General features: G+C 72.7%; 23 protein-coding genes. 11 read left to right on the plus strand and 12 right to left on the minus strand.

What is annotated here, in order from left to right; genetic code table 11:
• Positions 1-117: 117 nt before the first annotated feature.
• On the plus strand, positions 118-828 hold the full coding sequence (locus AB0K12_RS13255) for a DUF3105 domain-containing protein (protein WP_364559434.1): 711 nt from the start codon (positions 118-120) through the stop codon (positions 826-828).
• A 6-nt stretch (positions 829-834) separates the two neighbouring features.
• On the opposite strand, the gene ald is transcribed toward AB0K12_RS13255, so the two are convergent.
• Positions 835-1,950, minus strand: a complete 1,116-nt coding sequence (ald, locus tag AB0K12_RS13260) for an alanine dehydrogenase (RefSeq protein WP_364559437.1) — start codon at positions 1,948-1,950, stop codon at positions 835-837.
• Between the two features lie 163 nt (positions 1,951-2,113).
• On the opposite strand from ald, the gene AB0K12_RS13265 reads away from it, so the two are divergent.
• Positions 2,114-3,094 (plus strand): excalibur calcium-binding domain-containing protein, encoded by a 981-nt coding sequence (locus AB0K12_RS13265; protein WP_364559439.1) that lies wholly within the window; start codon positions 2,114-2,116, stop codon positions 3,092-3,094.
• Here the strand turns inward: AB0K12_RS13265 and AB0K12_RS13270 are convergent.
• The 3 genes from AB0K12_RS13270 to AB0K12_RS13280 form a co-directional block, all read right to left on the minus strand.
• Positions 3,091-4,470 carry an NCS2 family permease gene (locus AB0K12_RS13270; protein WP_364559442.1) on the minus strand — a complete coding sequence of 460 codons (1,380 nt, stop codon included), beginning with the start codon at positions 4,468-4,470 and terminating at the stop codon, positions 3,091-3,093. The two genes, AB0K12_RS13265 and AB0K12_RS13270, sit on opposite strands and share 4 nt — an antisense overlap.
• Positions 4,471-4,531: 61 nt before the next feature.
• Positions 4,532-4,765, minus strand: a complete 234-nt coding sequence (locus AB0K12_RS13275; protein ID WP_364559444.1) for an EF-hand domain-containing protein — start codon at positions 4,763-4,765, stop codon at positions 4,532-4,534.
• A gap of 22 nt (positions 4,766-4,787) precedes the next feature.
• Complete coding sequence (locus AB0K12_RS13280) at positions 4,788-6,962, minus strand: molybdopterin cofactor-binding domain-containing protein (RefSeq protein WP_364559447.1); 2,175 nt, start codon at positions 6,960-6,962, stop codon at positions 4,788-4,790.
• Positions 6,963-7,057: 95 nt separating this feature from the next.
• On the opposite strand from AB0K12_RS13280, the gene AB0K12_RS13285 reads away from it, so the two are divergent.
• Positions 7,058-8,635 (plus strand): helix-turn-helix domain-containing protein, encoded by a 1,578-nt coding sequence (locus AB0K12_RS13285; protein ID WP_364559449.1) that lies wholly within the window; start codon positions 7,058-7,060, stop codon positions 8,633-8,635.
• A 1-nt stretch (position 8,636) separates the two neighbouring features.
• Here the strand turns inward: AB0K12_RS13285 and AB0K12_RS13290 are convergent, their stop codons facing one another.
• Positions 8,637-11,681, minus strand: a complete 3,045-nt coding sequence (locus tag AB0K12_RS13290) for a BTAD domain-containing putative transcriptional regulator (protein WP_364559452.1) — start codon at positions 11,679-11,681, stop codon at positions 8,637-8,639.
• A 464-nt stretch (positions 11,682-12,145) separates the two neighbouring features.
• Here AB0K12_RS13290 and AB0K12_RS13295 point away from each other — a divergent pair, with 464 nt between their 5' ends.
• The 4 genes from AB0K12_RS13295 to AB0K12_RS13310 all read left to right on the plus strand — a co-directional run bounded on the left by AB0K12_RS13295 (position 12,146) and on the right by AB0K12_RS13310 (position 16,911).
• The gene (locus AB0K12_RS13295) at positions 12,146-13,471 is read left to right on the plus strand and encodes a helix-turn-helix transcriptional regulator (protein ID WP_364559455.1); all 1,326 of its coding nucleotides are present in this window, start codon (positions 12,146-12,148) and stop codon (positions 13,469-13,471) included.
• Between the two features lie 148 nt (positions 13,472-13,619).
• Positions 13,620-14,267 carry a copper resistance CopC family protein gene (locus AB0K12_RS13300; RefSeq protein WP_364559458.1) on the plus strand — a complete coding sequence of 216 codons (648 nt, stop codon included), beginning with the start codon at positions 13,620-13,622 and terminating at the stop codon, positions 14,265-14,267.
• The gene (locus tag AB0K12_RS13305) at positions 14,264-16,285 is read left to right on the plus strand and encodes a cytochrome c oxidase assembly protein (RefSeq protein WP_364559460.1); all 2,022 of its coding nucleotides are present in this window, start codon (positions 14,264-14,266) and stop codon (positions 16,283-16,285) included. Before AB0K12_RS13300 ends, AB0K12_RS13305 begins: the two co-directional genes overlap by 4 nt.
• Positions 16,286-16,518: 233 nt before the next feature.
• Positions 16,519-16,911 (plus strand): ATP-binding protein, encoded by a 393-nt coding sequence (locus tag AB0K12_RS13310; RefSeq protein WP_364559463.1) that lies wholly within the window; start codon positions 16,519-16,521, stop codon positions 16,909-16,911.
• A gap of 31 nt (positions 16,912-16,942) precedes the next feature.
• Here the strand turns inward: AB0K12_RS13310 and map are convergent, their stop codons facing one another.
• Entirely contained in the window at positions 16,943-17,791 is an 849-nt protein-coding gene (map, locus tag AB0K12_RS13315; RefSeq protein ID WP_364559466.1) for a type I methionyl aminopeptidase, read from the minus strand.
• 32 nt (positions 17,792-17,823) lie between these two features.
• Here map and AB0K12_RS13320 point away from each other — a divergent pair, with 32 nt between their 5' ends.
• Positions 17,824-18,000: a hypothetical protein gene (locus AB0K12_RS13320; protein WP_185112781.1), complete on the plus strand. Its 177-nt coding sequence runs from the start codon at positions 17,824-17,826 to the stop codon at positions 17,998-18,000.
• On the opposite strand, the gene AB0K12_RS13325 is transcribed toward AB0K12_RS13320, so the two are convergent.
• Entirely contained in the window at positions 17,985-18,257 is a 273-nt protein-coding gene (locus tag AB0K12_RS13325) for a hypothetical protein (RefSeq protein ID WP_364559470.1), read from the minus strand. The two genes, AB0K12_RS13320 and AB0K12_RS13325, sit on opposite strands and share 16 nt — an antisense overlap.
• A gap of 74 nt (positions 18,258-18,331) precedes the next feature.
• On the opposite strand from AB0K12_RS13325, the gene AB0K12_RS13330 reads away from it, so the two are divergent.
• A complete protein-coding gene (locus AB0K12_RS13330; protein WP_364559472.1) occupies positions 18,332-19,279 on the plus strand; it encodes a LysR family transcriptional regulator in 948 nt (315 codons plus the stop codon).
• A gap of 4 nt (positions 19,280-19,283) precedes the next feature.
• Here the strand turns inward: AB0K12_RS13330 and AB0K12_RS13335 are convergent, their stop codons facing one another.
• Positions 19,284-19,862, minus strand: coding sequence for a hypothetical protein (locus AB0K12_RS13335; protein WP_364559474.1), 579 nt, complete (start codon positions 19,860-19,862; stop codon positions 19,284-19,286).
• A gap of 174 nt (positions 19,863-20,036) precedes the next feature.
• Between AB0K12_RS13335 and AB0K12_RS13340 the strand changes: the two genes are divergently transcribed.
• Both AB0K12_RS13340 and npdG read left to right on the plus strand, forming a co-directional pair.
• Positions 20,037-21,179, plus strand: coding sequence for a lipase family protein (locus AB0K12_RS13340; RefSeq protein ID WP_364559476.1), 1,143 nt, complete (start codon positions 20,037-20,039; stop codon positions 21,177-21,179).
• Positions 21,180-21,263: 84 nt separating this feature from the next.
• Positions 21,264-21,917, plus strand: a complete 654-nt coding sequence (gene npdG, locus AB0K12_RS13345) for an NADPH-dependent F420 reductase (protein WP_364559479.1) — start codon at positions 21,264-21,266, stop codon at positions 21,915-21,917.
• A gap of 81 nt (positions 21,918-21,998) precedes the next feature.
• On the opposite strand, the gene AB0K12_RS13350 is transcribed toward npdG, so the two are convergent.
• The 4 genes from AB0K12_RS13350 to AB0K12_RS13365 are packed head-to-tail and all read right to left on the minus strand — an operon-like array spanning position 21,999 to position 25,426.
• The gene (locus tag AB0K12_RS13350; RefSeq protein WP_364559482.1) at positions 21,999-22,604 is read right to left on the minus strand and encodes a response regulator transcription factor; all 606 of its coding nucleotides are present in this window, start codon (positions 22,602-22,604) and stop codon (positions 21,999-22,001) included.
• Positions 22,601-23,791 carry a histidine kinase gene (locus AB0K12_RS13355; protein WP_364559485.1) on the minus strand — a complete coding sequence of 397 codons (1,191 nt, stop codon included), beginning with the start codon at positions 23,789-23,791 and terminating at the stop codon, positions 22,601-22,603. Before AB0K12_RS13355 ends, AB0K12_RS13350 begins: the two co-directional genes overlap by 4 nt.
• Positions 23,792-23,801: 10 nt before the next feature.
• Positions 23,802-24,515: an ABC transporter permease gene (locus AB0K12_RS13360; RefSeq protein WP_364559487.1), complete on the minus strand. Its 714-nt coding sequence runs from the start codon at positions 24,513-24,515 to the stop codon at positions 23,802-23,804.
• Positions 24,512-25,426, minus strand: a complete 915-nt coding sequence (locus AB0K12_RS13365; RefSeq protein WP_364559489.1) for an ABC transporter ATP-binding protein — start codon at positions 25,424-25,426, stop codon at positions 24,512-24,514. The genes AB0K12_RS13360 and AB0K12_RS13365 overlap by 4 nt, the downstream gene beginning before the upstream one ends.

Raw genomic sequence — 25,426 nt, forward strand, 5'->3', positions numbered from 1 at the left:
CGTCCAGCGTACCCACCTGCGCGCGGAGCTGTGATCGCATGCTTATGCGGGCCTTATTCTCCACATACGCCCGGAGGGCATAGGGTGACCCGGAGTTGGTACGCCGATGGAGGAACGATGACGAAGGAGAAGGCGCAGGCGCGGCGCGAGCATCTGCAGAAGATGCGGGCCGAGCAGCGGCGCAAGCAGCGCCGCGCAGCGCTGCTCATGTGGGGCACAGGCGGGCTCATCATCGTGGTGCTCGTCGGCGTGGTCGGCTTCTACCTCGTCAAACGCGCCCAGGAGACCTCGCTCGACGCGGTGACGAGCGCCAAGTACGACGCCGGCCAGCACGTCTGGAACACGGTCTCGTACAAGGAGACGCCGCCGGTGGGCGGCGAGCACAACAACTACTGGCAGCAGTGCGCCGTCTACGACAAGCCGATCCACAGCGAGCACGCGGTGCACTCGCTGGAGCACGGCGCGGTCTGGATCACCTACCGCCCCGACCTCGCCAAGGCTCAGGTCGACAAGCTCAAGGAGGTCGCGGGCTCGACGGGCCAGCAGGACTACATGCTGATGAGCCCGTTCCCCAACCTGCCGGCGCCGATCGTGGTGTCCTCCTGGGGCCACCAGCTCAAGCTGACCGACCCGGCGGACCCCAAGCTCGTGGCGTTCATCAAGCGCTACCAGAACGGCCCCGACACGCCTGAGCCCGGCGCCACCTGCGGTGGCCCCGACGCGATCACCACGACCGCCGACCAGGCCCCGCTGCCGCCCGAGCCCACCGGCCAGCAGCAGACGCCGATGGAGACCCTGGCGCCGTCGCCCAGCGAGTCCCAGCAGTAAGCGGCTTCACCCGAGCACCTCGTCGAGGGCCGTCCACTCCAGCCCGTGCGCCTGCGCGACCGGGCGGCTGGTGAGACGGCCCTCGTGCGTGTTCAGGCCCAGCGCGAGCGCGGGGTCGGCGCCCATCGCCCGCTGCCAGCCCTGGTCGGCGATGGCCAGCGCGTACGGCAGCGTCACGTTCGTCAGCGCGAACGTCGAGGTGTGCGGCACCGCTCCCGGCATGTTGGCCACGCAGTAGAAGATCGAGTCGTGCACCCGGTAGGTGGGCTCCTCGTGCGTGGTCGGCCGCGAGTCCTCGAAGCAGCCCCCCTGGTCGATCGAGACGTCCACCAGCACCGAGCCCGGCTTCATCCGGCGCACCAGGTCGTTGCTCACCAGCTTCGGCGCCTTCGCGCCCGGCACCAGCACCGCGCCGATGACCAGGTCGGCCTCCAGCACGGCCCGCTCGATCTCGAACGTGTTGGACGCCACGGTCTGGCAGTGCCCCTGGTAGATGAGGTCGGCCTGGCGCAGCTTGTCGATGTTCTTGTCGAGCAGCAGCACCTCGGCCTGCATGCCGAGGGCGACGGCGGCGGCGTTCATGCCGGACACCCCTGCGCCGATCACCACGACGTGCGCCGCGTGCACGCCCGGCACGCCGCCCATCAGCACGCCCCTGCCGCCCGACGAGCGCATCAGGTGGTAGGCGCCGACCTGCGCGGCCAGCCGTCCCGCCACCTCCGACATGGGCGCGAGCAGCGGCAGCGCGCCGCCCGGCGCCTGCACGGTCTCGTACGCGATGGCGGTGCACCCCGACTCGAGCAGCGCCCGCGTGCAGCCGCGCGAGGCGGCCAGATGCAGGTACGTGAACAGCACCTGCCCCTTGCGCAGCCGGTGGTACTCCTCGGGCTCCGGCTCCTTGACCTTCATCACCAGGTCGGCCTCGCCCCACAGCTCGTCGGGCTCGGGCACCAGGACGGCGCCCGCCGCGGTGTACTGCTCGTCGGGAATGGCGGACCCGGCACCCGCGTCGCGCTCCACGAACACCTGGTGCCCGTGGCGGACGAGCTCGTGCACCCCGGCCGGGGTCAGCGCCACTCGATACTCGCTGTTCTTGACCTCTCGCGGCACTCCGACCTTCATTGCGCAACTCTTTCGCCGAACGTGCGATCCTGCCCCCATTCTTGCTCCCTTCCCCCGGTTCGGCGTGGAACATCCGCTTGATTACCCCGGTGTGGCTTCCTCTCGATAGGCTCACCCGCAGCCCGACCCGTCAGAATGGGCCGTCAGGATGGGAACGTCATCGATGGACAAGCCGGAAGAGCCGCCGATCGCGGATCCGGGGGAGCCGAAGGCCAGCAGACTCACCACCATCGTGCTGATCGTGTCGCTCGTCCTCGTCGTGCTCGTCGCGGGCGTGCTCGGGACGGTCGCCGTCCTGATGACGCAAAATCCTGACACGCCGCTGTTAGGCGGCAAGCCGCCGCAGCATCTCGCGGTGCCGATCCACTTCGCGCCCGTCACCGAGACCAAGCCCGCGCCCTGCCCGGGCGACCCGGCCGTCCTCGACAGCGCCCGGACCACCTGCTACCTCCTCGAAGACGGCATCACGGTGCAGTCGGTGCAGCGCATCGAGCCGCTGCGCGAGCGCGACGGCCAATACTCCGTCCGCATCGCGGTCGCGCCGGCGTTCAAGGAGCGGCTGATGGAGCTGGTCGACGAGCTGGCGCTCGACCAGCGGCAGGTGGCGATCGTGCTGGCGCCCGAGCAGGCCGACCAGCCCAAGACGGTGCTGGCCGCGCCCATCGTCACCCAGCCGATGGAGGGCGACAGCATCAGCATCGCGGGCTTCACCAAGGAGGACGCCGAGTCGCTGGTGGCCCGCATGCTCGGCAGCTCCCCGACCGGCGCCCCCACGGACCCGGCGTCCCCCGGCCCGACGGACCCCGGCACCCAGCAGCAGACGCCGCCTGGGACGCAGCAGACGCCTCCCGGCACGAACCAGACGCAACCGGGCCAGACCCAGACCGGTACGGGCCAGACCCAGACCGGTACGGGCCAGACCCAGACCGGCACGGGCCAGACCCAGACCGGCACGGGCCAGACGCAGCCCGGCGCCCAGCAGACGGGCGTCTCCGGCCGGGTCCCCGACAAGCGCTTCCCGAGCTGCAAGGAGGCCGTGGCGGCCGGCTACGGCCCCTACCACAAGGGCCGCCACGAGGAGTACGCCTGGTACACCGACCTCGACGGCAACGGCGTGGCCTGCAACAGCGCCGACAACCGCTAGGCGAACAGCTCCTGCAGCCAGTCGATGGCGAAGTAGGCGAAGAAGACCAGCGAGACGATCCAGAGCAGCACCGGGATCTGCGAGAACCGCCCCCTGACGGCCTTGATGAGCGTGTAGACGATCACCCCTGCCCCCACGCCGTTGGTGATCGAGTACGTGAACGGCATCAGCGCGATGGTCAGGAACGCCGGCACGGCCAGCTCCAGGTCGTCCCAGGGCACGTTCCTGCTCTGCGTCATCATGAGCGCGCCGACCAGCACCAGCGCGGGCGCGGCGGCAGCGGCGGGCACCACTCCGGCGAGCGGCGTGAACAGCAGCGTCAGCCCCATCAGCGCGCCGGTCACCACGCTGGCGAGCCCGGTACGCGCCCCCTCGCCGACACCGGCCGCCGACTCGACGAAGACGGTGTTGGCCGAGGAGCTGACCGTGCCGCCCACCACGCCGGCCACGCCGTCCACCGTGAGGATGCGGCCCAGCCTGGGCACCCGGCCCTTGTCGTCCACCATCCCGGCCTCGTCGCTGACGCCGATGATCGTGCCCATCGCGTCGAAGAACCCCGACAGCACCAGCGTGAACAGCACGACCGTGGCCGTCAGCGCACCGGCGGTGGCGAACCCGCCGAACAGGTCGAACCGCCCGGCCAGCCCGAAGTCGGGGGCGGCGATCAAGGACTCGGGCAGGCGCGGCGTGACCACGCCCCACGCGCCCGGCTCGACCGTGGCCGTCTCGTTGACGATGATGGCGAGCAGCGCGGTGATCGCGATGCTGATGAGGATGGCGGCGGGGACCCTGCGCACGTACAGCAGGATCATCAGCAGCAGGCCGAAGCTGAACACCGCGACAGGCCAGCCCGTGAGGTGGCCCGTGGCGCCGAGCTGCACGGGCGTGCCGGAGCCCGGCGCGACGAAACCGGCGTCCACGAGCCCGATGAGCGCGATGAACAGCCCGATCCCCACGCTGATCGCGTGCTTGAGCGCCAGCGGGATCGCGTTCATGATCAGCGTACGCAGCCCCGTCACGGCCAGCACGATGATGACGACGCCTTCGAGCACCACCAGACCCATGGCCTCGGGCCAGGTCATGCGCGGGGCGGCCTGGTAGGCGACCACGGCGTTGAGTCCGAGCCCGGCCGCGAGCCCGAAGGGCGCGTTGCCGACGAACGCCATCAGCAGCGTCGAGATCGCGGCGGCCAGGGCCGTGGAGGTGGTCAGCTCCACGATGGACAGCCGGGCACCGGTGACGTCCCTCGCGCCGGCCAGGATGATCGGGTTGAGCAGGATGATGTAGGCCATCGCCATGAACGTGGTCAGACCACCACGCACCTCGCGGCCGACGGTGCTTCCCCGCCCGGTCAGCTCGAAGAACCTGTCGAGCACCGGCACCACTCCCTCGTGATCGACGGGGGAGTGCCCGGTTGCTACCCGGCGGCGGGTGAGATCACGCCTTCTCGTGGCGGCCGTGACCGACCAGCGCGATGAACTCCTCCAGCTTGATGGAGCCGTCGCCGTCGCTGTCGGCGGAGGAGACGAACGCCTCGATCTCGCTCTCGGAGGCGCCCTGCCCGCCCAGCGCCTCGTTGGCCTTCCTGATCTCCTCGGCGGTCAGCAGGCCGTCGCCGTCGGTGTCGAAGCGCCGGAACTCCGCCTCGGCCGCCTCGCGCGCGCTTGCCATGAAATGCCCCCTTGTCGAGCCGTCATTCGGACAAGGCGATATCTTCCGGCCTGATGGGAACGCGAGTCAACCGAAGCCCCGTGGCCGCTCTGACGGCGGCGGCGACGGCCGGGGTGGAGGAGAGCGTGGGCGGCTCACCGGCGCCGCGCAGCCCGTACGGGGCCGCCGGGTCGGCATTTTCCAGGATCTCCAGCTTCATGGGCGGCATGTCGAGGATCGTGGGGATGAGGTAGTCGGTGAACGACGGGTTCAGCACCCGCCCGTCCCGCACCTGGATCTCCTCCATCAGCGCCAGCCCGAGCCCCTGAGCCGTGCCGCCGTGGATCTGGCCCTCCAGCGCCTGCGGGTTCATGATGCGCCCCACGTCCTGCACCGCGGCCAGCTCGACCACCTTGGCCAGGCCCAGCTCGACGTCCACGTCCACGACCGCCCGGTGCACGCACAGCGCGAGCTGCGTGTGCGAGTCGCCCTGCCCGGTGACCGGGTCCAGCGGGTACGTCGGCCGGTGCCGGTACTCCCGCGTCTCCTCGATCGGCCCGAACCGCTCAAGCGCCTCCTTCGCCGGCAGTCCCTGGAACCGCTCGCGCACGGCCTGGCAGGCCGCCCTGACCGCGCCGCCCGTCACGTACGACTGCCGCGACGCCGACGACGAGCCCGCCGAACCGACCGAGGTGTCGGCCGTGGCCACGGTGACGTTCGCGACCCCCAGCTCGGTGCGCGCGATCTGCGCCTGCACGGTCACCAGTCCCTGACCCACCTCGGCCGCCGCCGTGTGCACGGTGACGTGCGGCTCGCCGCCGACCAGCTCGGCCCGCACCCGCGCGGTCGAGTAGTCGTCGAAGCCCTCGGAGAAGCAGATGTTCTTGATCCCCACGCCGTAGCCGACGCCGCGCCGCACGGACTCGCCATGCGTGGTCTGCGAGACGCCGCCGGGCAGCGACCGCAGGTCGGCGTCCGTGCGCTCCGGCGGCAGCGGCATCGACTCCAGCCGCTTCAGCATGTCCGCCAGCGGGGCCGGCGCGTCGATCACCTGCCCGGTCGCCAGCCGCGAGCCCTGGGAGACCGCGTTGCGCATCCTGATCTCGACCGGCGACAGCCCGCACGCCTGCGCGAGCAGGTCCATCTGCGACTCGTAGGCGTAGCACGCCTGCACCGCGCCGAAGCCGCGCATCGCGCCGCACGGCGGGTTGTTGGTGTAGACGCCGGTGGCGTCGACGTGCACGTTCGGCACCTCGTACGGCCCCACCCCCAGCGACGCCGCGTTGCCCACCACCGCGAGCGAGGACGAGCAGTACGCGCCGCCGTCCAGCAGGATGTCCGCCTTGACGTAGACCAGCCGGCCGTCGCGGGTGGCGCCGTGCTCGTAGCGCATCCGCGCCGGATGGCGGTGCACGTGGCCGAAGAACGACTCCTCGCGGCCGTAGGAGATCTTGACCGGGCGGTTCAGCCGCAGGGCCAGCATGCAGGCGTGGATCTGCATCGACAGGTCCTCGCGGGCCCCGAACGCGCCGCCGACCCCGGACAGCGTCAGCCGGACCTTCTCCGGCGGCAGGCCCAGGCAGGGCGCGAGCTGGTCGCGGTCCACGTGCAGCCACTGGGTGGCGATGAACAGGTCGACGCCGCCGTCCTCGGCCGGCACCGCGAGACCCGCCTCGGGGCCCAGGAACGCCTGGTCCTGCATGCCGACCTCGTACTCGCCGCGGACCACGACCTCCGCCTCGAACGTGTCGCCGCGGCGTACCGGCTGGTGGCGGACGAACCGCCGCGACTCGCGCGGGTCGGTCACCGCGGGTCGGACCTCGTAGACGACCTCGATCGCCGCCGCGGCCCTGCGCGCCGTCTCCGGATGGTCGGCCGCCACCAGCGCCACCGGCTCGCCCTGGTAGCGGACCTCGTCGATGGCCAGCACCGGCTGGTCCTTGTGCTCCAGCCCGAAGTACTTCGCGCCCGGCACGTCCTCGTGCGTCAGCACCGCGCGCACGCCCGGCATCCGCAGCGCGGGGCCTGCGTCGATCGAGCGGATCCACGCCGACGGGTGCGGGCTGCGCAGCGTCGCGCCCCACACCATGCCCTCCAGCCACAGGTCGGAGGCGTAGGCGAACTCGCCGGTCACCTTCAGTGTGGCGTCGGGCCGCCGCGCGCTCGCGCCGATCCCGTGCAGGATCGCGCCGGCCCTCTCGTCAGCCGTCTGCGTCATCCTCCGAGTAGAGCACCGGCCGCCCGGCCCCTCCTATGCGCACGACGTGAAATGTCGGTCAGCGGTTGTCCTGCCCGCCTTGTACATTCCTACAGGTGCGCCTCTCCGACCTGCTGGCCATCGAGGACCTGCGCCTGACCCTGCTCGCCGGCGACCCCGCCCGTGAGTTCGCCGGCGTGTACGTCACCGACCTGCCCGAGCCGGGCCGCTACCTCGCCGGCGGCGAGCTGGTGCTGACCGGGCTGACCTGGTGGCGCGAGCCGGGCGACTCCGACCGGTTCGTGGCGGCGCTGGCCGAGTCGGGCGTCGCCGCTCTGGGCGCCGGGCAGGCGCTGCTCGGCCACGTGCCGGGCGACCTGGTCGCCGCCTGCGAGCGGGCCGGGCTGCCGCTGCTGGAGGTGCCCGTCGAGGTGTCGTTCCGCACGCTGGCCGAGCTGGCGGCGCGCCGGCAGGCCGGCGACGCGCGCGACGCGCTCGGCCGCCACCGCAGGCTCGTCGCCGCGCTCGCCGAGGGCGCCGGGCTGGCCGAGTTGTTCGAGCTGACCGCCGCCGAGCTGGGCGTCACCGGCGCCGTCCTGTCCGCGTCGGGCGAGGTCGTGGTGGGCGCGGCCGACGATCCCGTGGGCCTGGCCACGACGTACCTGACCGCGCCCCGGCTGCCCGTCCTGGCCGGGAGGCACACGATCTTCGCCGTCGGACGCGGACACCGCGCCGCCGGCTGGGCGCTGGCCTGCGACGGTGACCTGATGGACCGGGCCGACGTCGGCTACGAGCTGGCCGCCTGCGTCGGGCTCGAACGCAGCCGCGTCGAGGAGGGCCGCCGCGTCGAGCGCCGCCTGGCCGAGCAGCTCATCGTCGCCGCGCTGGCCGGCGCCGACCCGGCCGAGCTCAACGCCAGGCTCCGGACCTGCGGGATCGGGGCGTCGGAGCGGTACGCGGTGGTCAACGCCGTCGCCGTCAGGCCAGGCGCCACCCGCGGCCCCGACCCCGCCACCCTCGGCGGCCGGATCGTGGAAGAGCTGCTCGGCCGCGAGATCGTCGCCGCGGCCGGCGCCGACGGCGCGGTCGCCGTCGTGCCCCTGCGCGAGGGCAGTACCGGAGGCGGCAGCGGGAGCGGCACCCAGGGCGGCATCGAGGGCGGCACCGCGGGCGGCGCCGGGGGTGGCGCCGGGGGTGGCGCTGCCGAGCTGGCCGCCCGCCTGCGCGCCGGGGCCGAGGTGGTGGCCGCGCTGCCGGACACCCGCCTGTGCGTCGGCCTCAGCGGCGCCCTGACCGGCGCCGCCGCCGTCAAGGGCGGCGTCGAGGAGGCCGGGCACGCCCGCCGCCTGGCCGAGGACCGCGCCGGCGGCGTCGTCACCAGCGACGAGATCTACACGCACGCGCTGCTGCTCGCCACCGTGCCCTCCGACGTGCGCCGCTCCTTCTCCCGCCGGCTGCTGTCGCCGCTGCTCGACTACGACCGCAGGCACCAGTCCGACCTGGTACGCACGCTCGGCGTCTTCCTCGACCGGGCCGGCTCGTGGAACTCCTGCGCCGAGCAGCTCCACGTGCACGTCAACACCGTGCGCTACCGCGTACGCAGGATCGAGGAGCTGACCGGCCGCGACCTGTCCACGATGGCCGACCGCGTGGACTTCTTCCTGGCGCTCAGAGACACCGCGCCGCCGCCGTGAGTCAGCCGCGGCCACGCGTGCGGGCCGGGCGCCGCACTGACGCGGCCTCGTCGCGCTCGGCGATCGCCCGTTCGAGCCAGTACGAGCTGCCCGCCCGCTCGGCCACCGCCACCGCCTCCGCGCTGCGCCGCACGGCCTCGCCGAGCTGCCCCAGCAGGCGGTGCACCCGCGTCAGGTGCACCAGGCACGCCATCTCCGTCGTCCTAGACGTGCTCCTCGCCGGCTCCAGCGTCTCGCTGAGCACCGAGAACGCCGTGTCGAGCCGCCCCATGTCGATCAGCGCTCTGCCCTGCCACACCGCGAACTCGACGCGGCTGTGCGGGTCGCCCGCCCGCTCCGCCATCGCCGCGCCCTCCTCCAGCACTTCCGCGGCCTCGTCGAACCGCCCCAGCTCCAGGTAGGCCCGCCCGGCCACGAGCAGCGCGTAGCGCTCGCCGACGTCCGAGCCGATCTCGCGGGCGATCGCCCGCTGCGCCAGCGCGTGCTCCAGCGCCTCCTCGAAGCGCTCCCACTTCAGCAGCGTGGAGGACAGGTTGCCGTGCGCCCGCTGCTCGTTGAAGCGGTCGCCGAGCCGCTTGGCGAGTGCCAGGTGCCGCTCGTTGTGCGTGACGGAGGCGGGGTCGCCCTTGAAGTAGAGGCCCGTCGCCAGGTGCGCGTGGCCGTGCATCGCGATGACCTGGTCCTGCAGACGCTCGCCGGTGGCGACCAGCCGCTCGCCTGTCGCGACGAGGTGACGTACCCGGTAGGACTTCTGCTGGTACCACCACAGCGCCGCGCCGATCGCCGCCCCCGCCCGCGCCACGTCGTCGTCGGGGTCCGCCATGGCCTGGAACGCGGCGGCCAGCAGCGTGGCCTCCTCCGTACGCAGCCAGTCGTCCGCCTCCGCCGCGTCCCGGAACGAGCGCCCGGTCGCCTCGACCGGCGGATACAGGCAGTGGACGCGGTGCGGGTCGCTGGTCCGCGCGGCCGTCCTGACCGACTCGGCGTAGAAGCCGAACGCCCGCAGCAGCGGCACCGTCCGCTCGCCCGCGGGCAGCAGGTCGCTCGCGAACAGCCGCACCAGGTCGTGCGGGTGGTAGCGGCCCGGCTCCCCGGCCTCCAGCAGGTGGGCGTCGCACAGGCGCTCAAGCGCCCGCTCCACGTCGGTCTCCGGGCCGGTCCCCGGGCCGGTCTCCGAGCCTCCCGACAGCGCCGCGGCCGCCTCCAGGGTGATGTCGGGCACGTGCAGGAGGCCCAGCAGGGCCAGCAGCCGGGCCGCCGCCGCGTCGATCTCGCGGGCGCTGCCGCTGAGCGCCGCCCAGCTGGCCGCCAGGCTCGACCGTACGGCCAGCTCGCCCGCCTCCAGCTCCCGCAGCCTGCGCCGCTCGTCGGTGAGCCGCTCTGTCAGCGCCCCCACGCTCCAGTCGGGACGGTCGGCCAGCCGGGCCCCCGCGATGCGCAGCGCCAGCGGGAACCCGTCGCACAGCCGGACCAGCCTGCCGGTCTGTCCGAGGTCGGCGGCCACCCGGTCGGCGCCCGCCAGCTTGGCCAGCATGGCCGTGGCCTCGGCGTCCGACAGCGGGCCCAGGCGCACCTGCGCGCGGTCGGCGCCGGTCACCAGGGACTCCCGGCTCGTGACCAGGACCGTGGTGCCGGGCGGCGCCGCCGTGAACGGCCTGACCTGCGCGAGCCCGGCGGCATCGTCGAGGAGCACGAGCAGCCGGCGGCCGTGCAGCGCGCTGCGCAACAGGGCGGCGGCCTCGTCCTCGTCGGCGGGCACCGCGTTGTCGGGCGTGCCCAGGCCGCGCAGCAGCCGGCTCAGCACCTCGTACGCGGAGGGGCGGGGCACGTTCGGCGTGCCGCCGCGCAGGTTGACGTAGAGCTGGCCGTCGGGGAAGCGGTGGCGTACGGCGTGGGCGACCCGTACCGCCAGCGTCGACTTGCCGACCCCCGGCGCCCCGCAGATCACCACGAACGGATGCGGCGCCTCCTCACCCCACGGATCCAGCAACGACTTGAGCCGCACGATCTCCCGCGTCCGCCCCACGAACCCCGCCAGCGCCCGGGGAAGCTGCCGCGGCACGAACCCCTCGCGCGAAGGAGAGGCCCCCTCCGCACCGCTCTGTCCGCCGGGCTCGTTCCGGGGAGAGGCGGGCTGCGCGCTGCGTGGCGCTTGCCGGGGGCGGGTGGGGTGCGGCTGTCCGCGGTCGTCGCGCGGGGGACCCTGGGCGGGCGTCCGGCCGCCGGCCGGCGCGGGAGGCTCCTCGGGCGGCGTCAGGGCGAGCCGGTGGGCGCGGCGCAGGCCCTCGCCGGGGCCGGCGCCCAGTTCGTCGGCCAGGACGCGCCTGGCCTCCTCGAAGACCTGCAGCGCCTCCGCCTGGCGGCCGGACGCGTGCAGGGCCAGCATCAGGAGCTCGCGGGGGCGTTCGCGGAGAGGGTGGCGGCGGGTCAGGTCGTGCAACGCGGCCAGCGCGTCCTCGGGGCGGCCGAGCCCGGTCAGGACCTCGGCCCTGGCCTCGACGGCGAGCACGTGGAGCTCGTCGAGCCTGGCCCGCTCACCGTCCGCGAACGGCCCTGGAACGCCGGTGAGCGCCGGGCCGCGCCATAACGCGAGCGCCTCGTCGAGGGTGTGTAACGCGGAGGGCAGGTCGCCGGACCTGCGGGCCTGGTCCGCCGCCTCCAGGCGGGCGGCGAAGAGGTGCACGTCGGTCCGCAGGGGATCGAGCCGTAAGAGGTAACCGCCCGGCGCCTTGACGACCGTACGGGGCGGCTCACGCCGGCCGCGGCCCGGCTCGAAAGCGCGCCGCAGCCCGGCGACGTAGGTGTAGACGCTCTGCTGGGCACTGAGGGGAGGGTCGTCATCCCAGAGGCCCTCGATGAGCTGCGGCAGGGTCACCACCCGGCCGGATCGCGTGGCGAGCATCGCCGCGATCGCCTGCTGGAGCGGCGGGCCCAGATCGAGCGGCACGCCGTCGCGCACCCCCACCACCGGCCCCAGCAGACCTAGGACCAGGCCGGATGCCAGAAGAGCACGGTGATCGTCGGAGGGATGCACGGGGGGACGCACGGGGGGAGCCTCATCGCGATGCCGGGAGGGGGGAGGGCCCACGTGACGTGTAGCTGGAATGTAGATGCGGCCGGTAGCTTGTCAACCGGCCGTCTCTGGTGTGTATTGATTCACGTGGGCCCCTGATCAGTGACTCAGGCGGTGACGCGCGACCGGCGGGTGACGGGACCACACGAGTCCGACACCAGCGTTATGCGCGTGCCCGCACGACGACCGGGCCAGGCGTGTGCGGTGCCTGCCCGAAATCGTGCGCTGCCCGAGCGTTTTACTCGACGGCCTGCCTCGACGCCGTCGTGACGTCAGCAGCAGCCGACGTCGGCGGTCGCGCTCGTGATGGAGCTCGTGAGGGAAGACGTAGAGGCACTCGCGGTCGTAACATTACCTGCAAGGGCTACCGCGGCGCCGATCGCGACGGCCAGGACTGACAGGGCAATGCGCTTACGCATGGGGGTTCTCCCTCGCCTATGTGGGTTGCTCGGACTTCATCTTCTCAGGGAGTGGCAGCTGTGACCACATCGGACCTAGTCGGACTCCGTATCAAGACGGTTAGGCGGCAACGCGGCCTTTCTCAGGCTCAGCTGGCACATCCCGAGTTGTCGGACAGTTACGTCTCGTTGATCGAGAGCGGCAAGCGTACTCCCACCCCTGCGGTCTTGGAGCTGCTGGCCACGAAACTGGACTGCTCGCTGTCCTACCTGATCAACGGTGTCACCGCCGAGCAGATGGAGGACATCGAGCTGGCCCTCGGCTACGCGCGGCTGGCACTCGAGAACGGCGAGGTCGCCGAGGCCCGCACGCGTTTCGCGGAACTCCTGGGAAACAGTAACTTGGCAGGTTTGACATCGCTTCGTCAAGAAGCCGAGTTCGGCCTGGCTCTGGCCACGGAGGCCGCGGGAGACCTCGACGAGGCGATCGCGATCATGCTGCGGCTGCGTGAGGAGGAGCTGCCCTCCGAGCGCGCCCTCGAGGTGGCCGTCGCGCTGTGCCGGGCCTACCGCGAGAGCGAGCAGCTGCACCTCGCCGTCGAGGTGGGCGAGCAGCTGCTGATCGGCAACGCCCGCGAGCCCTGGACCGACCAGCGGGTCGAGCTGGCCGCCACCCTGCTCATGGCCTACTACGAGCGCGGCGACATGCTGCGCGCCAGGCAGTTCGCCGCCGAGCTGCTCAACGCCGCCGACGCCCTGGGCACCCCGCGCTCCATCGTGGCCGCCAACTGGAACGCCGCCATCGTCGCCCGCGCCACCGGCCACCAGGACGAGGCGGTCGCGTTCATCGAGCGGGCCCTGGCCGTCCAGCTTGAGCACGGGCAGCCGCGCAACACCGCGCGCATGCGCCTGCAGGCCGCCCGCACCCGGCTGCGCACCGGCGCCCAGGACCCGGCGAGCGTCCGCAACCTGCTGCGCTCGGCGATCGAAGAGTTCGAGCAGACCTCGACCAGCACCATCGACCAGGCCACCCTCTACCTCGAGCTGGCCTGCGCCGAATACATGAGCAACGACCTCGACGACGCCGCCCGCCACGCCGTGGCCTGCCGCAACCTGCTGCCCCAATACGGCCACGTGGCAGGCGCCGAGGCCAACCTGCTGCTCGGCCGCATCCACGGCGCCGCCGGCAAGACGGAGGAGGGCCGCGAGCACGCCGCCGCCGTCGAGCGGTGGCTGCAGCCGCTGCCCGACACCCGCCGCTCGGCCTCCCACTGGTACGCCACGGCCGAGACGATGGAGCAGCTCGGCGACACCGACGGCGCGATCGACGCCTACCAGCGGGCGCTGGCCTGCGCCGGCCTCTGAGGCCGTTGCCGTCGCCCCCCGTCCGCATCCCCGGCCTGTCCCTAGGGCCGGGGATGAGCCGGAAAGGGACCGGGCGGGCGAATTGTAGACCCGGGTTCGAGGAGCGGGGTCCGGACCGGGCGGGGGCGTCGGTAGCCTGGGGGTTGCCATGAACAGATCCCCGCTCGCGGCCCTCACCGCGATTCTCGCCGCCGCCCTGTTCGTGTTCGGCACCGCCGCCCCCGCGCTGGCGCACGACACGCTCAAGAGCAGCAGCCCGGCCAAGAACGCCGAGGTGGAGTCCCTCGACGAGATCAGGCTCGAATTCAGCGCCAAGGTGCGGCTGCCGTTCGTCATCGTCCGCGGCGACGGCGACGCCCAGCATCAGAGCGGCAAGCCCGAGGCCGACGGTGCCGTGGTGACGCAGGCGGTCAAGGGGCCGCTGCCCGACGGGAAATACACGATCGCCTATCGCGTCGTGTCGTCGGACGGGCACCCGATCGAGGGGGAGATCCCGTTCCGGGTGAAGGGCGCGGAAAAGGCCGCTCCCAGCGCCGAGCCGTCCGGCGCCGCGTCCGACGCCGCGACGGGGGCCGCCGGTGAGACGCCCGCGCCCGCCGAGACCGCGGCCTCGCCCCCGCCTGAGCAGTCATCCGAGCAGCCGGCGGCGGCGCCCAGCGGCGACGCCACGATCGAGGCCGACACGGCCGCGGCCGAGCAGGACGTCACGTTCCCCGTCTGGCTGATCGTCGTCATCGGCGCGCTCGTCGGCATCGGCATCGGCTTCCTGCTCAGCGCGCGGAGAAAGCAGCCATGACCCGATCGGTGCGCCTCGCGCTCGTGACCACGGTGGCCGCCGTCGCCGCCCTGGTCATCGGCATGATCGCGGGCGGCAGGGCGTTCCCCAGGATCATCCCAGGGCTGCCCGACTCCGGCGCGGTCGTCCGGTGGGGGCTGCCGATCTCGAAGCTGCTCATGGACGCCGCCGGCGTCGTCACCGTCGGCCTGCTGCTCATGGCCGCCCTGCTGCTGCCCAACGACAAGGGCGTGCTCGGCAAGAGCGCGGTCGACTACGTCAAGGCCAGCTCGTGGGCGGCGCTGACCTGGGCCGGGGCGGCGTTCCTCGCGATCCTGTTCGGCGCGGCCGAGACCATCGGCCGCACCCTGCCCCAGGTCCTCGACCGCGTGATCCTCACCAGCTACGCCACCCAGACCACGCAGGGCGTCGCGCTGACGCTCGTGGTGCTGTTCGGGGTGGCCATCGCGCTGTTCTCGCGCGGCGCGATCACCGCGGGCGCGGCGGCGGGGCTGCTGGTGTTCGCGCTGGTGACGATGCTGCCCGCGCCGCTGACCGGCCACACCTCCTCCTCGCCCAACCACGACCTCGCCACCTCGTCGGTCGCGCTGCACCTGCTCTCGCTCGCCCTGTGGGTGGGCGGGCTCGGCGTGCTCGCGCTGCACGCGCTGCGCAAGCAGCCGCAGCTGGGGCTCGCGGCCGAGCGCTTCTCCCGGCTGGCGCTGTTCTGCTACGCGGGCGTGGGGCTGTCCGGCGTGTTCGCCCTGGTCGCCCGCCTCGGCGCGGTCTCCGACCTGTGGACCACCGAGTACGGCCTGCTCGCCCTGGCCAAGATCGTGGCCTTCGTGCTGCTCGGCTACGTCGGTTACTGGCACCGCCAGCGCACGCTGGCCGACCTCAAGGCGGGCAAGCCCCGGGCGTTCACCCGGCTGGCCGGCGGCGAGACCGTGCTCATGTTCGCCACCATCGGCGTGGCCGTGGCGCTGTCGCGGACGCCGCCGCCCGACTTCAGCATCCCGGCCGACCGGGCGTACGAGCTGCTCGGCTTCCCCATGCCGCCCGCCCTCACGCTGGGCAACGTGTTCACCCTGTGGTGGTTCGACCTGTTCTTCGCCGTGGTGGCCGCCGTGCTGGCCGGCCTCTACGCGCTCGGCGTGATCCGCCTGCGGCGGCGCGGCGACACCTGGTCGTGGGGGCGCGCCGCCTCCTGGTACGTCGGCGTCGCCCTGCTGGTGTTCGCCACCCAGAGCGGGCTGGCCCGCTACGCCAAGGTCATGTTCGACATCCACATGATCGAGCACATGACGCTGTCGATGGTGGTGCCGATCTTCCTGGTCCTCGGCGGGCCCGTCACGCTGGCCCTGCGCGCGCTCAAACCGGCCGCCAGGAGGGGCGACAGGGGGCCGCGCGAGTGGATCACCACGATCCTGCACAGCCGGTTCACCAAGGTCATCACGCATCCCGTGGTCGCCACGGCGATCTTCGTCGCGTCCACGTACGCGCTCTACTTCACGCCGCTGTTCGAGTCGGCCATGAACGAGCACCTCGGCCACATCTGGATGACCCTGCACTTCCTGCTCAGCGGCGCGCTGTTCTTCTGGGTGATCATCGGCGTCGACCCGGGCCCCAACCGGCTGCCGCACGTCGGGCGGCTGCTGATGCTGTTCGTCACCATGCCGTTCCACGCCTTCTTCGGCATCGCGCTGATGATGATGGGCACCGTGATCGCGTCCGGCTGGTACGAGCAGCTCGGCCGCACCTGGGGCGACACCCTGCTGCAGACCCAGCGCGACGGCGGCGCCATCGCGTGGGGCTTCGGCGAGATCCCGACGCTCATCGTGCTGCTGGCCATCGCCGTGCAGTGGTACCAGGACGACGACCGGCAGGCCCGCCGCGCCGACCGCAGGGCCGACCGCGCCGGCGCGGGCGACCCCGAGCTCGACTCCTACAACGCCTACCTCGCCCGCCTCAACCGCGCTGACAAGGCCGACAGGGCAGACAGGGCCGACAAGGCTGACAGGGCAGACAAGGGCGAATAGGGGCGCCGGCCTCGGGTGCGTAGCCGATCGGACATGGCCTTCTACCTTCCCACTACAAGCCCATCGACCGGCGGGTAGCCTTTCTCCCAGGGGAGACGGGTATAACCCCGTCAGGCAGCGTGCGTGGCCTTGAGGGGGGATGCGCACCGCGTTGACGGGAGCGCCGGAGTGGGGACCGGCGTGGTGGCCCGGGGTGCCGAGAAAGGCGATGACCATTGTCGGAAGAGACACGGATGCGCGGGGGGCAGAGCCTGGCCGAGGCGCTGGAGAGCTGCCTCGCCGAGTGGTCGGAGCGCACCGGGATCGCAGTGGAGACCTGGGCGCTGCCGGCGACCGACGTGCCGTCAGGCGTCTCCAGCTGCGTCATGGCCACCTTGCGTGAGGCGCTGTCCAACGTCGAGCGGCACAGCAGGGCTCGCACGGTGTCCATCGCCGTGACGGTGGGCAGGAGCGGGCTGCGCATGACCGTCAGCGACGACGGGCAGGGCTTCATCGCGTCGGGGCCCGGGGGCGGCATCGCCCGCATGCGGGCGGCGTTCGCCGAGGCCGGGGGGAGTCTGTCGGTCAACAGCGTGCTCGGCGAGGGCACCACGGTGTCCGGCGTGGTGCCGGCCTCGCGCCCCTGACCGCCCCGCCCGAGTGACGGGGCGGGTCAGGTCAGGGCAGGGTGAGGATCTCGCTGCCGGTGTCGGTGACCACGATCGTGTGCTCGAACTGGGCCGTACGCTTGCGGTCCTTCGTCACCGCCGTCCACTTGTCGGGCCAGATCTCGTATTCGATCGTGCCCAGCGTCAGCATCGGCTCGATGGTGAACGTCATGCCCGGCACCAGCTCCACCCGCAGCGACGGGTCGTCGTAGTGGGGCACCATGAGGCCGGAGTGGAAGGTGGAGCCGATGCCGTGGCCGGTGAAGTCGCGCACGACGCCGTAGCCGAAGCGCTTGGCGTACGCCTCGATGACGCGGCCCACGACGTTGAGCTGGCGGCCCGGCGCGACGGCCTTGATGGCCCGCATCATCGACTCGCGGGTGCGCTCGACCAGCAGCCGCGACTCCTCGTCGACCTCTCCGACCAGGAACGTCGCGTCGGTGTCGCCGTGGACGCCGCCGATGTAGGCGGTGATGTCGACGTTGACGATGTCGCCGTCCCGCAGCACGGTGTCGTCGGGGATGCCGTGGCAGATGACCTCGTTGATCGAGGTGCACAGCGACTTCGGATAGCCCTTGTAGCCCAGCGTGCTGGGGTAGGCGCCGTGGTCGAGGAGGAACTCGTGGCCGATCCTGTCGAGCTCGTCGGTGGTGACGCCCGGCCGGACGTTTCTGCCGACCTCCTCGAGAGCCTGGGCGGCGATCCTGCCCGCCACGCGCATCCGCTCGATGATCTCGGGGGTCTTCACGTCGGACTCGCCGGTCTTGGGGCGCTTCTTGCCGACGTACTCCGGCCGCTCGATGTGGGCGGGAACCTTTCGCATGGGCGAAACTCGCCCTGGCTGGAGCAGTGTCGTCATGAAACACGAGTCTACGGGGCAGAATTGACCCCGTGAGCGAAGGCCAGTGGTGGTTCTGTCTCAAGCACATGCGGGTCGAGCCCGACCAGGGCTGCCCCAACAAGGATCGGATGGGCCCTTACGCGTCGGAGCAGGAGGCGGCAGGAGCGTTGCAGCGTGCCGCCGACCGCAACAAGGCGTGGGACGAGGCCGATCAGGACGACGACTGACGTCCTGCCGCCCTCGGCACCGCCCTGGCCAGCTTGACCAGGGCGGTGACCCCGATGGCCGCCCAGATCAGGTTGAGCGCCGCCGACGGCCAGGCAGCGCTGTACGCGCTGTTGATCATCAGCCCGACGGAGCCGCCGAGGTTGATCAGCTGGTACGCGAGCCCGTCGCCCGACAGACGGGCGGACGAGACGAGGGCGTAGCCGGCCAGCAGCAGGGCCGCGCCGGCCCAGCCGACGGCGTCGAGCAGGAGATCCATGGGCGACAGTCTGCGCACTACGGGCACTGAAGCACAATTAAAGAAACCTTCGCTCCGGGCCTAAGCTGTCCTACATGGAGATCGACCCCCGGCGATTACGCGTCCTGCGTGAGGTGGCCAGGCGTGGCGGCGTCGCGCGGGCCGCCGAGGCGCTGCACCTGACCCCGTCCGCCGTCTCGCAGCAGCTGGCCCAGCTCGAACGCGAGGTCGGCCTGCCCCTCATCGACCGCTCCCAGCGCAGCGTCTCGCTGACGCCTGCGGGGCGGGTGCTGGCAGGGTACGCCGACCGGGTGGAGGAGGAGCTGACCGAGGCCAAGCGCGAGCTGACCCGCTTCACCGAGCGCCTGGCCGGTCCCGTGCGCATCGCCGCGTTCCCCACGGTGATCACCCACGTGCTGGTGCCCGCGATGCGGGAGCTGGCCCGGCGCCATCCGCGCATCATGCCGGTCATCCGCGAGATCTACGGGCAACCGGCGCTGCAGGAGCTGCGGCTGGGGTCGGTGGACGTGCTCATCACCGAGCAGGACATGGGCCTGCCGCCGCTGTCGCTGCCGTCGCTGACCACCCGCCTGCTCTACGTCGACGAATACCGCGTCGTCGTGCCGCCCTCCTGGCCCGACCCGCCGGCCACGGTCGAGGACCTGATGCGGCGGCCGTGGGTGGCGGGCGACCCCGCGCAGGCGTGCGGGCAGGCGCTGGAGCGGCTGGCGGGGCTGCACGGGTCCGAGCCGCGCAAGGTGCACGTCATCACCGAGTTCGGGCCGACGCTCGCGCTGGTCGCGGCCGGGCACGGGGTGGCGATCGTGCCGGAGCTCGCGCTGCTCGACGTCCCCGAGGGCGAGGTACGCGTGAGCGACATCCGCGACATCGGCGCCCGCCGCCTGGACACCGTCACCCGGGTGAGCCGCACCCGCTCAGGCGAGCCCGACCCGGTCCAGGCCGTGGTCATCAAGGCCATCGAGGAGGCCACCGCCGCCCTCGCCCCGGCCCTGCGCGCCCGCCTCTCCGCCGACCAGCCGTGAGATGTCAGTCGGTGAGGCGGGGGCCGCTGACCTTGTCGAGGAGGCGGGCGAGGCGTTCGCGCAGTCCAGGGCGCTGGTCGGCCTCGCCGGCCGCCGCGCTCACCAGGTGCTGAGCCCCGTCGAACGTCACCAGCCCGTCGCGCGGCACCGCGATCGCGTCGTGGGCCAGCCCGGCCAGCTCGCGGTCGCCGCCCTCGATCGCCAGGATCGTCGCCCCCGTACGGCGCGCGTCGTCGACGCGTTCGAGCAGCGGCACCGGAGCCTGCTGCTCGGCCAGCACGAACAGCGTCTCCCCGCGCCCCGCCTGCTCCAGCCGGTCGAGCCCGACCCGCAGGTGCGGCGGCGCGTCGGGCGGCGGAGCCCAGCGCAGCAGCGTGGGCGTGAGCTGGGACAGCCCGGAGAACCTGGCCTCGTCGGCGAGGTGGGCGGTCAGGTGCCAGGGCTCGTCGTCGGGGGTGCCGACCAGCAGCAGCCCGCCGGGCGAGCGGGTGGCGCGCAGGGCCAGGCCCAGCTCGCGGGCGCGTTCGAGCCAGCCGGTCTCGGCCAGGAGTTCGCGCAGGAGGGCCACCGATCCTGAGTCCATGCCTCCATGGTGCCTGACGGACCGGGCGCGGGGTGTCTGGTTCCCATGTGACGTATTGACACGGAACGTGTTTCTCCGTCATTTCGGGCCTTGACATGGAGTTACCCTCGGGTAACGATCGGGCTCGCGGCGCCGCCGTCCCCCAAGCGCAGACCTCACGGAGAGGGGCGGCACATGACCTTACGTGTGCGCGTCAGCATGTTCCTGACCCTGTTATCGATCATGTCGTTCGTCGCGGCGCCCGCCCGCGCCGCGGCGGCGGGAGACGTCGTCTCCGCCCAGCCCACCACGGTCTACCTGCTGCCGGGCAAGCTGCTCGAAGTCCCGGTCAACGCCTGGCACCTGCGCTACACCTCCACCTCCGCCATCGGCACGCCCAACACGGTCTCCGGCACCCTGCTCGTGCCGAAGGCGTCGTATCCGCTCGGCCGCCGCCCGATCATCGGGTACGCCGTCGGCACCCACGGGCTCGGCGACCAGTGCGCGCCGTCCGTCAGCATGAGCCAGGGCCGCGAGGCCGAGCTGGCGCTGGTGAGCCTGTTCCTGCTGAAGGGGTACGCGGTCGCGATCACCGACTACGAAGGGCTCGGCACGCCGGGGCAGCACACGTACATGGCGGGCCTCTCGCAGGGGCACGCCGTGCTCGACTCGATCAGGGCCGCCACCCGCGTGCCCGCCGCGGGGCTGTCCGCCCAGGCGCCGGTCGGCATCATGGGCTACTCCCAGGGCGGCGCGTCCGCCGGGTGGGCGGCGCAGCTCCAGCCGTCGTACGCGCCCGAGCTGCGGCTGCGCGGCGTCGCCGCGGGCGGGGTGCCCGCCGACCTCGGCGCGGTGGCCCGCAACCTCGACGGCGGCCCGAACTTCGGGCTGGCCGCCGCGGCAGGGGTGGGACTGGACGCCGCCTATCCCGAGCTGGACCTGGAGGCCGACCTCAACGACCGGGGCAGGGCGCTGCTCGCCGACGCGGCCGACGACTGCGTGGGCGACCTGAGCAAGCTCGCCGGGCTGCGCTTCTCCGACATCAGCCCGATCGACCTGATGAACCAGCCCAAGTGGCTCGCCCGCCTGGCCGAGAACCGGCTCGGCGGCACGCCGCCGCGGGTGCCGGTGTTCCTCTACCACGGGCGCGGCGACGAGATCATCCCGCTCGCGGTCGGGTCGGCGCTGCGCTCGGAGTACTGCCGGGCCGGCGTGAACGTGCGCTGGGCCTCGCTGCCCGCGCCGAACCACGTGACGGGCGCCATCGAGGGCGGCCCGCTGGCCATCGAGTGGCTGGCCCTGCGCATGCTGGGGCTGCCCGCGTTCGGCAACTGCTGACCCGATTCGTCCCGGCCCCGCTCGGGGCCGGGACACGGAGGCGCCCGGCACGCCGGCGGGAAGCGATCCTGACATGATCTGGTTATGGCAGACGTGAACAAGCTTTCCATCGGAATCCTCGGCGGCACCGGCGACCAGGGCAAGGGGCTCGCCCGCAGGTTCGCGCTGGCCGGACACCCCGTGCTCATCGGCTCCCGCAACGCCCAGCGCGCCCAGGAGGCGGCCGAGTCCATCGGGGCCGGCGCCAGCGGGGGCGAGAACGCCGACGTGGCGACCAGGGCCGACATCGTGATCATCGCGGTGCCGTACGAGGGGCACAAGGCGCTGCTGGAGTCGTTGCGGAGCGAGCTGGCCGGGAAGATCGTCGTCGACTGCGTCAACCCGCTCGGCTTCGACAAGAAGGGCGCCTACGCGCTGCCGGTCGAGGAGGGCAGCGCCGCCGAGCAGGCCGCCGCCGTGCTGCCGGACAGCCGAGTGGTGGCCGCGTTCCACCACGTGTCCGCCGTGCTGCTGCTCGACCCGGCCGTCGAGAAGGTCGATCTCGACGTGCTGGTGCTGGGCGACGACCGTGAGGCCACGGACGCCGTCCAGGCGCTGGCCGAGGCCATCCCCGGGGTGCGCGGCGTGTACGGCGGGCGGCTGCGCAACGCCTACCAGATCGAGGCGTTCACCGCCAACCTCATCTCCATCAACCGCCGCTACAAGGCCCACGCCGGCATCCGCATCACCGACATCTGAGCCGGCATCTGGGCCGGCATCTGAGCCGACATCTGGGCCGGCGCCTGACACAGCACCAGACACGGCGCCTGGTACGGCGGCCTAGAGCCAGCCGGCGTCCTGGGCGATGCGGATGGCGTCGATCTTGTTGCGGGCGCCGGTCTTGGTGATGGCGCCCGTGAGGTAGTTGCGCACGGTGCCGGGCGACAGGTGCAGGCGGGCGGCGATGTCCTCGGCGGAGGCGCCCCTTGCGGCCTCCTTCAGCACGGTCGTCTCCCTGGGCGTCAGCGGGCTCTCGCCGTACTCCATGGCGGCCGAGACCAGCTCGGCGTCCAGGACGCGCAGCCCGGCGGCGGTACGCCGGATCGCGTCGGCGAGCCGGTCGCCCGGAGCGTCCTTGACGAGGAACGCCTCGATGCCGGCGGCCAGCGCCCTGCGCACGTTGCCCGGCTGCCCCATGGCGGTCAGCACCAGGATCCGGCAGGTCGGCAGCCGCTCCCTGAGCGTCGCGGCGGCGGTGATGCCGTCGACCACCGGCAGGTCGATGTCCACGACCGCGACGTCAGGCCGCACCCGCAGCGCCTCGGGGACGATCTCGTCGCCCTTGGTGACCTCCGCGACCACCTCGATGTCGCTCTCCAGCCGCAGCAGTGCGGTGAGCGCGGCGCGGATCATGTGCATGTCCTCCGCGAGCAGCACCCTGATCACGCGCTCACCTCCATCGCGAGGACGAAGCCGCCGTCGGTGGGCGTGGCGGTGCAGGTGCCGCCGGCCTGGGCGGCCCGCTCGGCGAGCCCCGTCAGCCCACCACCCGCACCCCCAGCTACACCTGCACCCGCAGCCCCACGGGCAATCCCAGCCCCAGTCCGGGTCTCGGCCCCGGCCCCAGTCCCGGCTCCCGGAACGAGCCCGCCACCGGTCGTGCCGGGTTCTGGGGGCTCGGCGCCGTCGTTGGCGATCTCCAGCCGGGCCGTCCCCCCGTGGACGGACGTGGTGATCGTGCAGGTCGTGGCCCGGCTGTGGCGCAGGATGTTCGTGACCCCCTCGCGCACCCCCCACGCCAGCGCCTGCTCCGACCTGTCCGGCAGCGCCGCGTGCGCCAGGTGGGCCTGCACGCTCACCCCCGACGACTCCAGCAGCGCCACCGCCCGGTCCACCTCGCCGGACAGCGACATCGCCCGGTAGCCCCGCGCCACCTGCCGTACGTCCTGGGCCGCCTCCCTCGCCACCTGCACCAGCTCGCCGATTTCGGTGCGGGCGGAGGCGGGGTCGCGCTCGATGAGGCGGCCGGCCAGGTCGCCCTTGAGTGCGATGGCGGTGAGGCTGCGGCCGAGCCCGTCGTGCAGGTCGCGGGAGATCCGCAGCCGCTCCTTGAGCACCGCGGCGTCCGCCAGCTCGGCCCTGGCCTCCTGCAGCTCCGCGGTGACGCGGGTGAGCCGGACCAGCGCGTACGTCATGGCCCCCGTGGTCGGCACGGTCATGACGTAGAACGCGGTGAGGAAGGCGAACCCGGGGCCCGCCCACAGCGCCCAGCCCTCGTACAGCATCATGAGGACGATCAGCGCGCTGCCCCACGGCAGCGGCAGGAACACCAGCAGCGCCCCGGCCAGCAGCGGCGCGGCCAGCGCCGACCCGCCGCCGGGCAGGGTCAGGTCGGGCAGGTAGGTGACGACGGCCTGGAGCACCAGGGGCAGCGGGTGGAGGGGCGGGCGTTCGTCGCGCAGGCCCGCCCGCATGTTGACGAAGTGGGCGGCGAGCACGGCGACCATCGTGGCGGCGGCCGGGAGCCCGTACGCCACGCCGTTCTGGAAGTGGGTCAGCGTGATCACCGTGTAGGCGCAGGCGACGGCGGTGATGAGCCACCTCGCCAGCCGCTGGGCGGCGGAGGGGAGCACGTCGTAGACCTTAAGACCTCCGCGGTTCCCAGCGAAACCAGACGCGCAGCACGACGAGCCCGAGCACCGTCCACGCGGCGAGGTTGAGCAGCGGCACGAGCAGGTCGCCGGTCCTGACGGCCTGCACGACGGCGGTGGTGGGCAGCAGGCCGAGGGCCGCGTACAGCCACCCGGGCAGCGGGATCGGCCCCATCGCGCCGGCCGCGACCCCGCAGAGCAGGAAGACCGGCATGGTGAAGACGGCGGCCAGCTCGGCGCGCGGCACGAGCACCGTGTACGCCGCTCCGAGCAGCGCCAGCACGACGGACCCCGCGAGCGTCGCGACGGCGAAGGCCACCGGATGGGCGGGCAGCGGGACGCCGGCGGTGAACCGCACGGCCACCGTGCACAGCACGATCATCGCCATGGTCTGCGTGGCCGTGCTGGCGATCTGGCCCGCCAGGATCTGCCCGTCCGTGAGCGAGGTCGCCCGCAGCCGCTTGAGCACGAGCTGGTCGCGGCGGGCGGTCAGCGCCACGGTGACGCTCATGAACGCGGTGATCGCCAGCAGCAGCGCGATCGTGCCCTGGAAGGTCGTCGTGGCGTGTTCCGCCGAGGCGACGCGCGCCATCAGGGCGGGCAGGCCGACGGCCAGGCCGACCGGCGTGACCACCGAGGCGAACAGGGTGGCGCGGTCGCGCCAGAACAGGCGGGTGCCGAGGCGGTAGGTGGCGGCCAGGCTCATCGCGGGTCCTCCACGGCGTTGTCCACGGCGTTCTTCACAGCGGTCTCCATGAACAGGTCTTCGAGCGTGGCCTGGCGCACCTCCAGGCCCTCCAGGCGCAGGCCGCGCCCCGCGGCCCAGGTCAGCAGCGTCTGCGCGGCCAGGTCGGGGTCATCGGCGCAGCAGACCGCCCGCCCGTCCTCGACGGTGACGGGCAGCGGCAGGTCATCGGGCGTCACGTGGGCGGGCAGCAGGAACGTCACCCGCCCGCCGGCCGCCGCCAGCGTCTCGGCCATGCCGCCGGCGGCGACGATGCGGCCGGCGTCCATGATGGCCAGCGCGGACGCCAGCCGCTGCGCCTCCTCCAGATAGTGGGTGGTCAGCAGGATCGTGGTGCCCTGCCGGGCGAGGCCGCGGATGACGGCCCAGGTGGCGGCGCGCGCCTCCGGATCCATGCCGGTGGTGGGCTCGTCGAGGAACAGCAGGTCGGGGCGGCCCAGCAGGGCCAGCGCCAGGTCGAGCCTGCGTTTCTCGCCGCCCGAGAGCTGGCGGACACGGGTGCCGGACCTGGCGGTCAGGCCCGCCAGCTCCAGCGCCTCGTCGCTGGGGCGGGGCGCGGCGGTGAAGTCGCGCCAGGTGTCGACGGTCTGGGCGACCGTCAGGTCAGGGAAGAACCCGGCCTCCTGGAGCATCACGCCGACCCGCCCGCGTACGGCCGCGCGGTCGGTGACGGGGTCGAGGCCGAGCACGCGTACGGTGCCCGCGTCGGGCCGCTGGAAGCCGGCCAGCACCTCGATCGTGGTGGTCTTGCCCGCGCCGTTCCTGCCGAGCAGCGCGAAGATCTCCCCCTCCGCCACCTCGAACGAGATGTCCTTCACCGCCTCGAAACCCTGGTGGCTCTTGCGGAGCCCGCGCACGTCGATCGCATTCAT

Source organism: Nonomuraea sp. NPDC049419, assembly GCF_040676995.1.
Lineage (GTDB): Bacteria > Actinomycetota > Actinomycetes > Streptosporangiales > Streptosporangiaceae > Nonomuraea > Nonomuraea salmonea.

Excerpts from the sequence above, each read along its gene's own strand:
- AB0K12_RS13295 (WP_364559455.1), top strand. The coding sequence starts at position 12,146 with ATGTGGGTTGCTCGGACTTCATCTTCTCAGGGAGTGGCAGCTGTGACC.
- AB0K12_RS13265 (WP_364559439.1), top strand. The coding sequence starts at position 2,114 with ATGGACAAGCCGGAAGAGCCGCCGATCGCGGATCCGGGGGAGCCGAAG.
- AB0K12_RS13330 (WP_364559472.1), top strand. The coding sequence starts at position 18,332 with ATGGAGATCGACCCCCGGCGATTACGCGTCCTGCGTGAGGTGGCCAGG.
- ald (WP_364559437.1), bottom strand. The coding sequence starts at position 1,950 with ATGAAGGTCGGAGTGCCGCGAGAGGTCAAGAACAGCGAGTATCGAGTG.
- AB0K12_RS13305 (WP_364559460.1), top strand. The coding sequence starts at position 14,264 with ATGACCCGATCGGTGCGCCTCGCGCTCGTGACCACGGTGGCCGCCGTC.
- AB0K12_RS13280 (WP_364559447.1), bottom strand. The coding sequence starts at position 6,962 with ATGACGCAGACGGCTGACGAGAGGGCCGGCGCGATCCTGCACGGGATC.
- map (WP_364559466.1), bottom strand. The coding sequence starts at position 17,791 with ATGACGACACTGCTCCAGCCAGGGCGAGTTTCGCCCATGCGAAAGGTT.
- npdG (WP_364559479.1), top strand. The coding sequence starts at position 21,264 with ATGGCAGACGTGAACAAGCTTTCCATCGGAATCCTCGGCGGCACCGGC.
- AB0K12_RS13310 (WP_364559463.1), top strand. The coding sequence starts at position 16,519 with ATGCGCGGGGGGCAGAGCCTGGCCGAGGCGCTGGAGAGCTGCCTCGCC.
- AB0K12_RS13335 (WP_364559474.1), bottom strand. The coding sequence starts at position 19,862 with ATGGACTCAGGATCGGTGGCCCTCCTGCGCGAACTCCTGGCCGAGACC.
- AB0K12_RS13325 (WP_364559470.1), bottom strand. The coding sequence starts at position 18,257 with ATGGATCTCCTGCTCGACGCCGTCGGCTGGGCCGGCGCGGCCCTGCTG.
- AB0K12_RS13360 (WP_364559487.1), bottom strand. The coding sequence starts at position 24,515 with ATGAGCCTGGCCGCCACCTACCGCCTCGGCACCCGCCTGTTCTGGCGC.
- AB0K12_RS13365 (WP_364559489.1), bottom strand. The coding sequence starts at position 25,426 with ATGAATGCGATCGACGTGCGCGGGCTCCGCAAGAGCCACCAGGGTTTC.
- AB0K12_RS13255 (WP_364559434.1), top strand. The coding sequence starts at position 118 with ATGACGAAGGAGAAGGCGCAGGCGCGGCGCGAGCATCTGCAGAAGATG.
- AB0K12_RS13340 (WP_364559476.1), top strand. The coding sequence starts at position 20,037 with ATGACCTTACGTGTGCGCGTCAGCATGTTCCTGACCCTGTTATCGATC.
- AB0K12_RS13300 (WP_364559458.1), top strand. The coding sequence starts at position 13,620 with ATGAACAGATCCCCGCTCGCGGCCCTCACCGCGATTCTCGCCGCCGCC.
- AB0K12_RS13275 (WP_364559444.1), bottom strand. The coding sequence starts at position 4,765 with ATGGCAAGCGCGCGCGAGGCGGCCGAGGCGGAGTTCCGGCGCTTCGAC.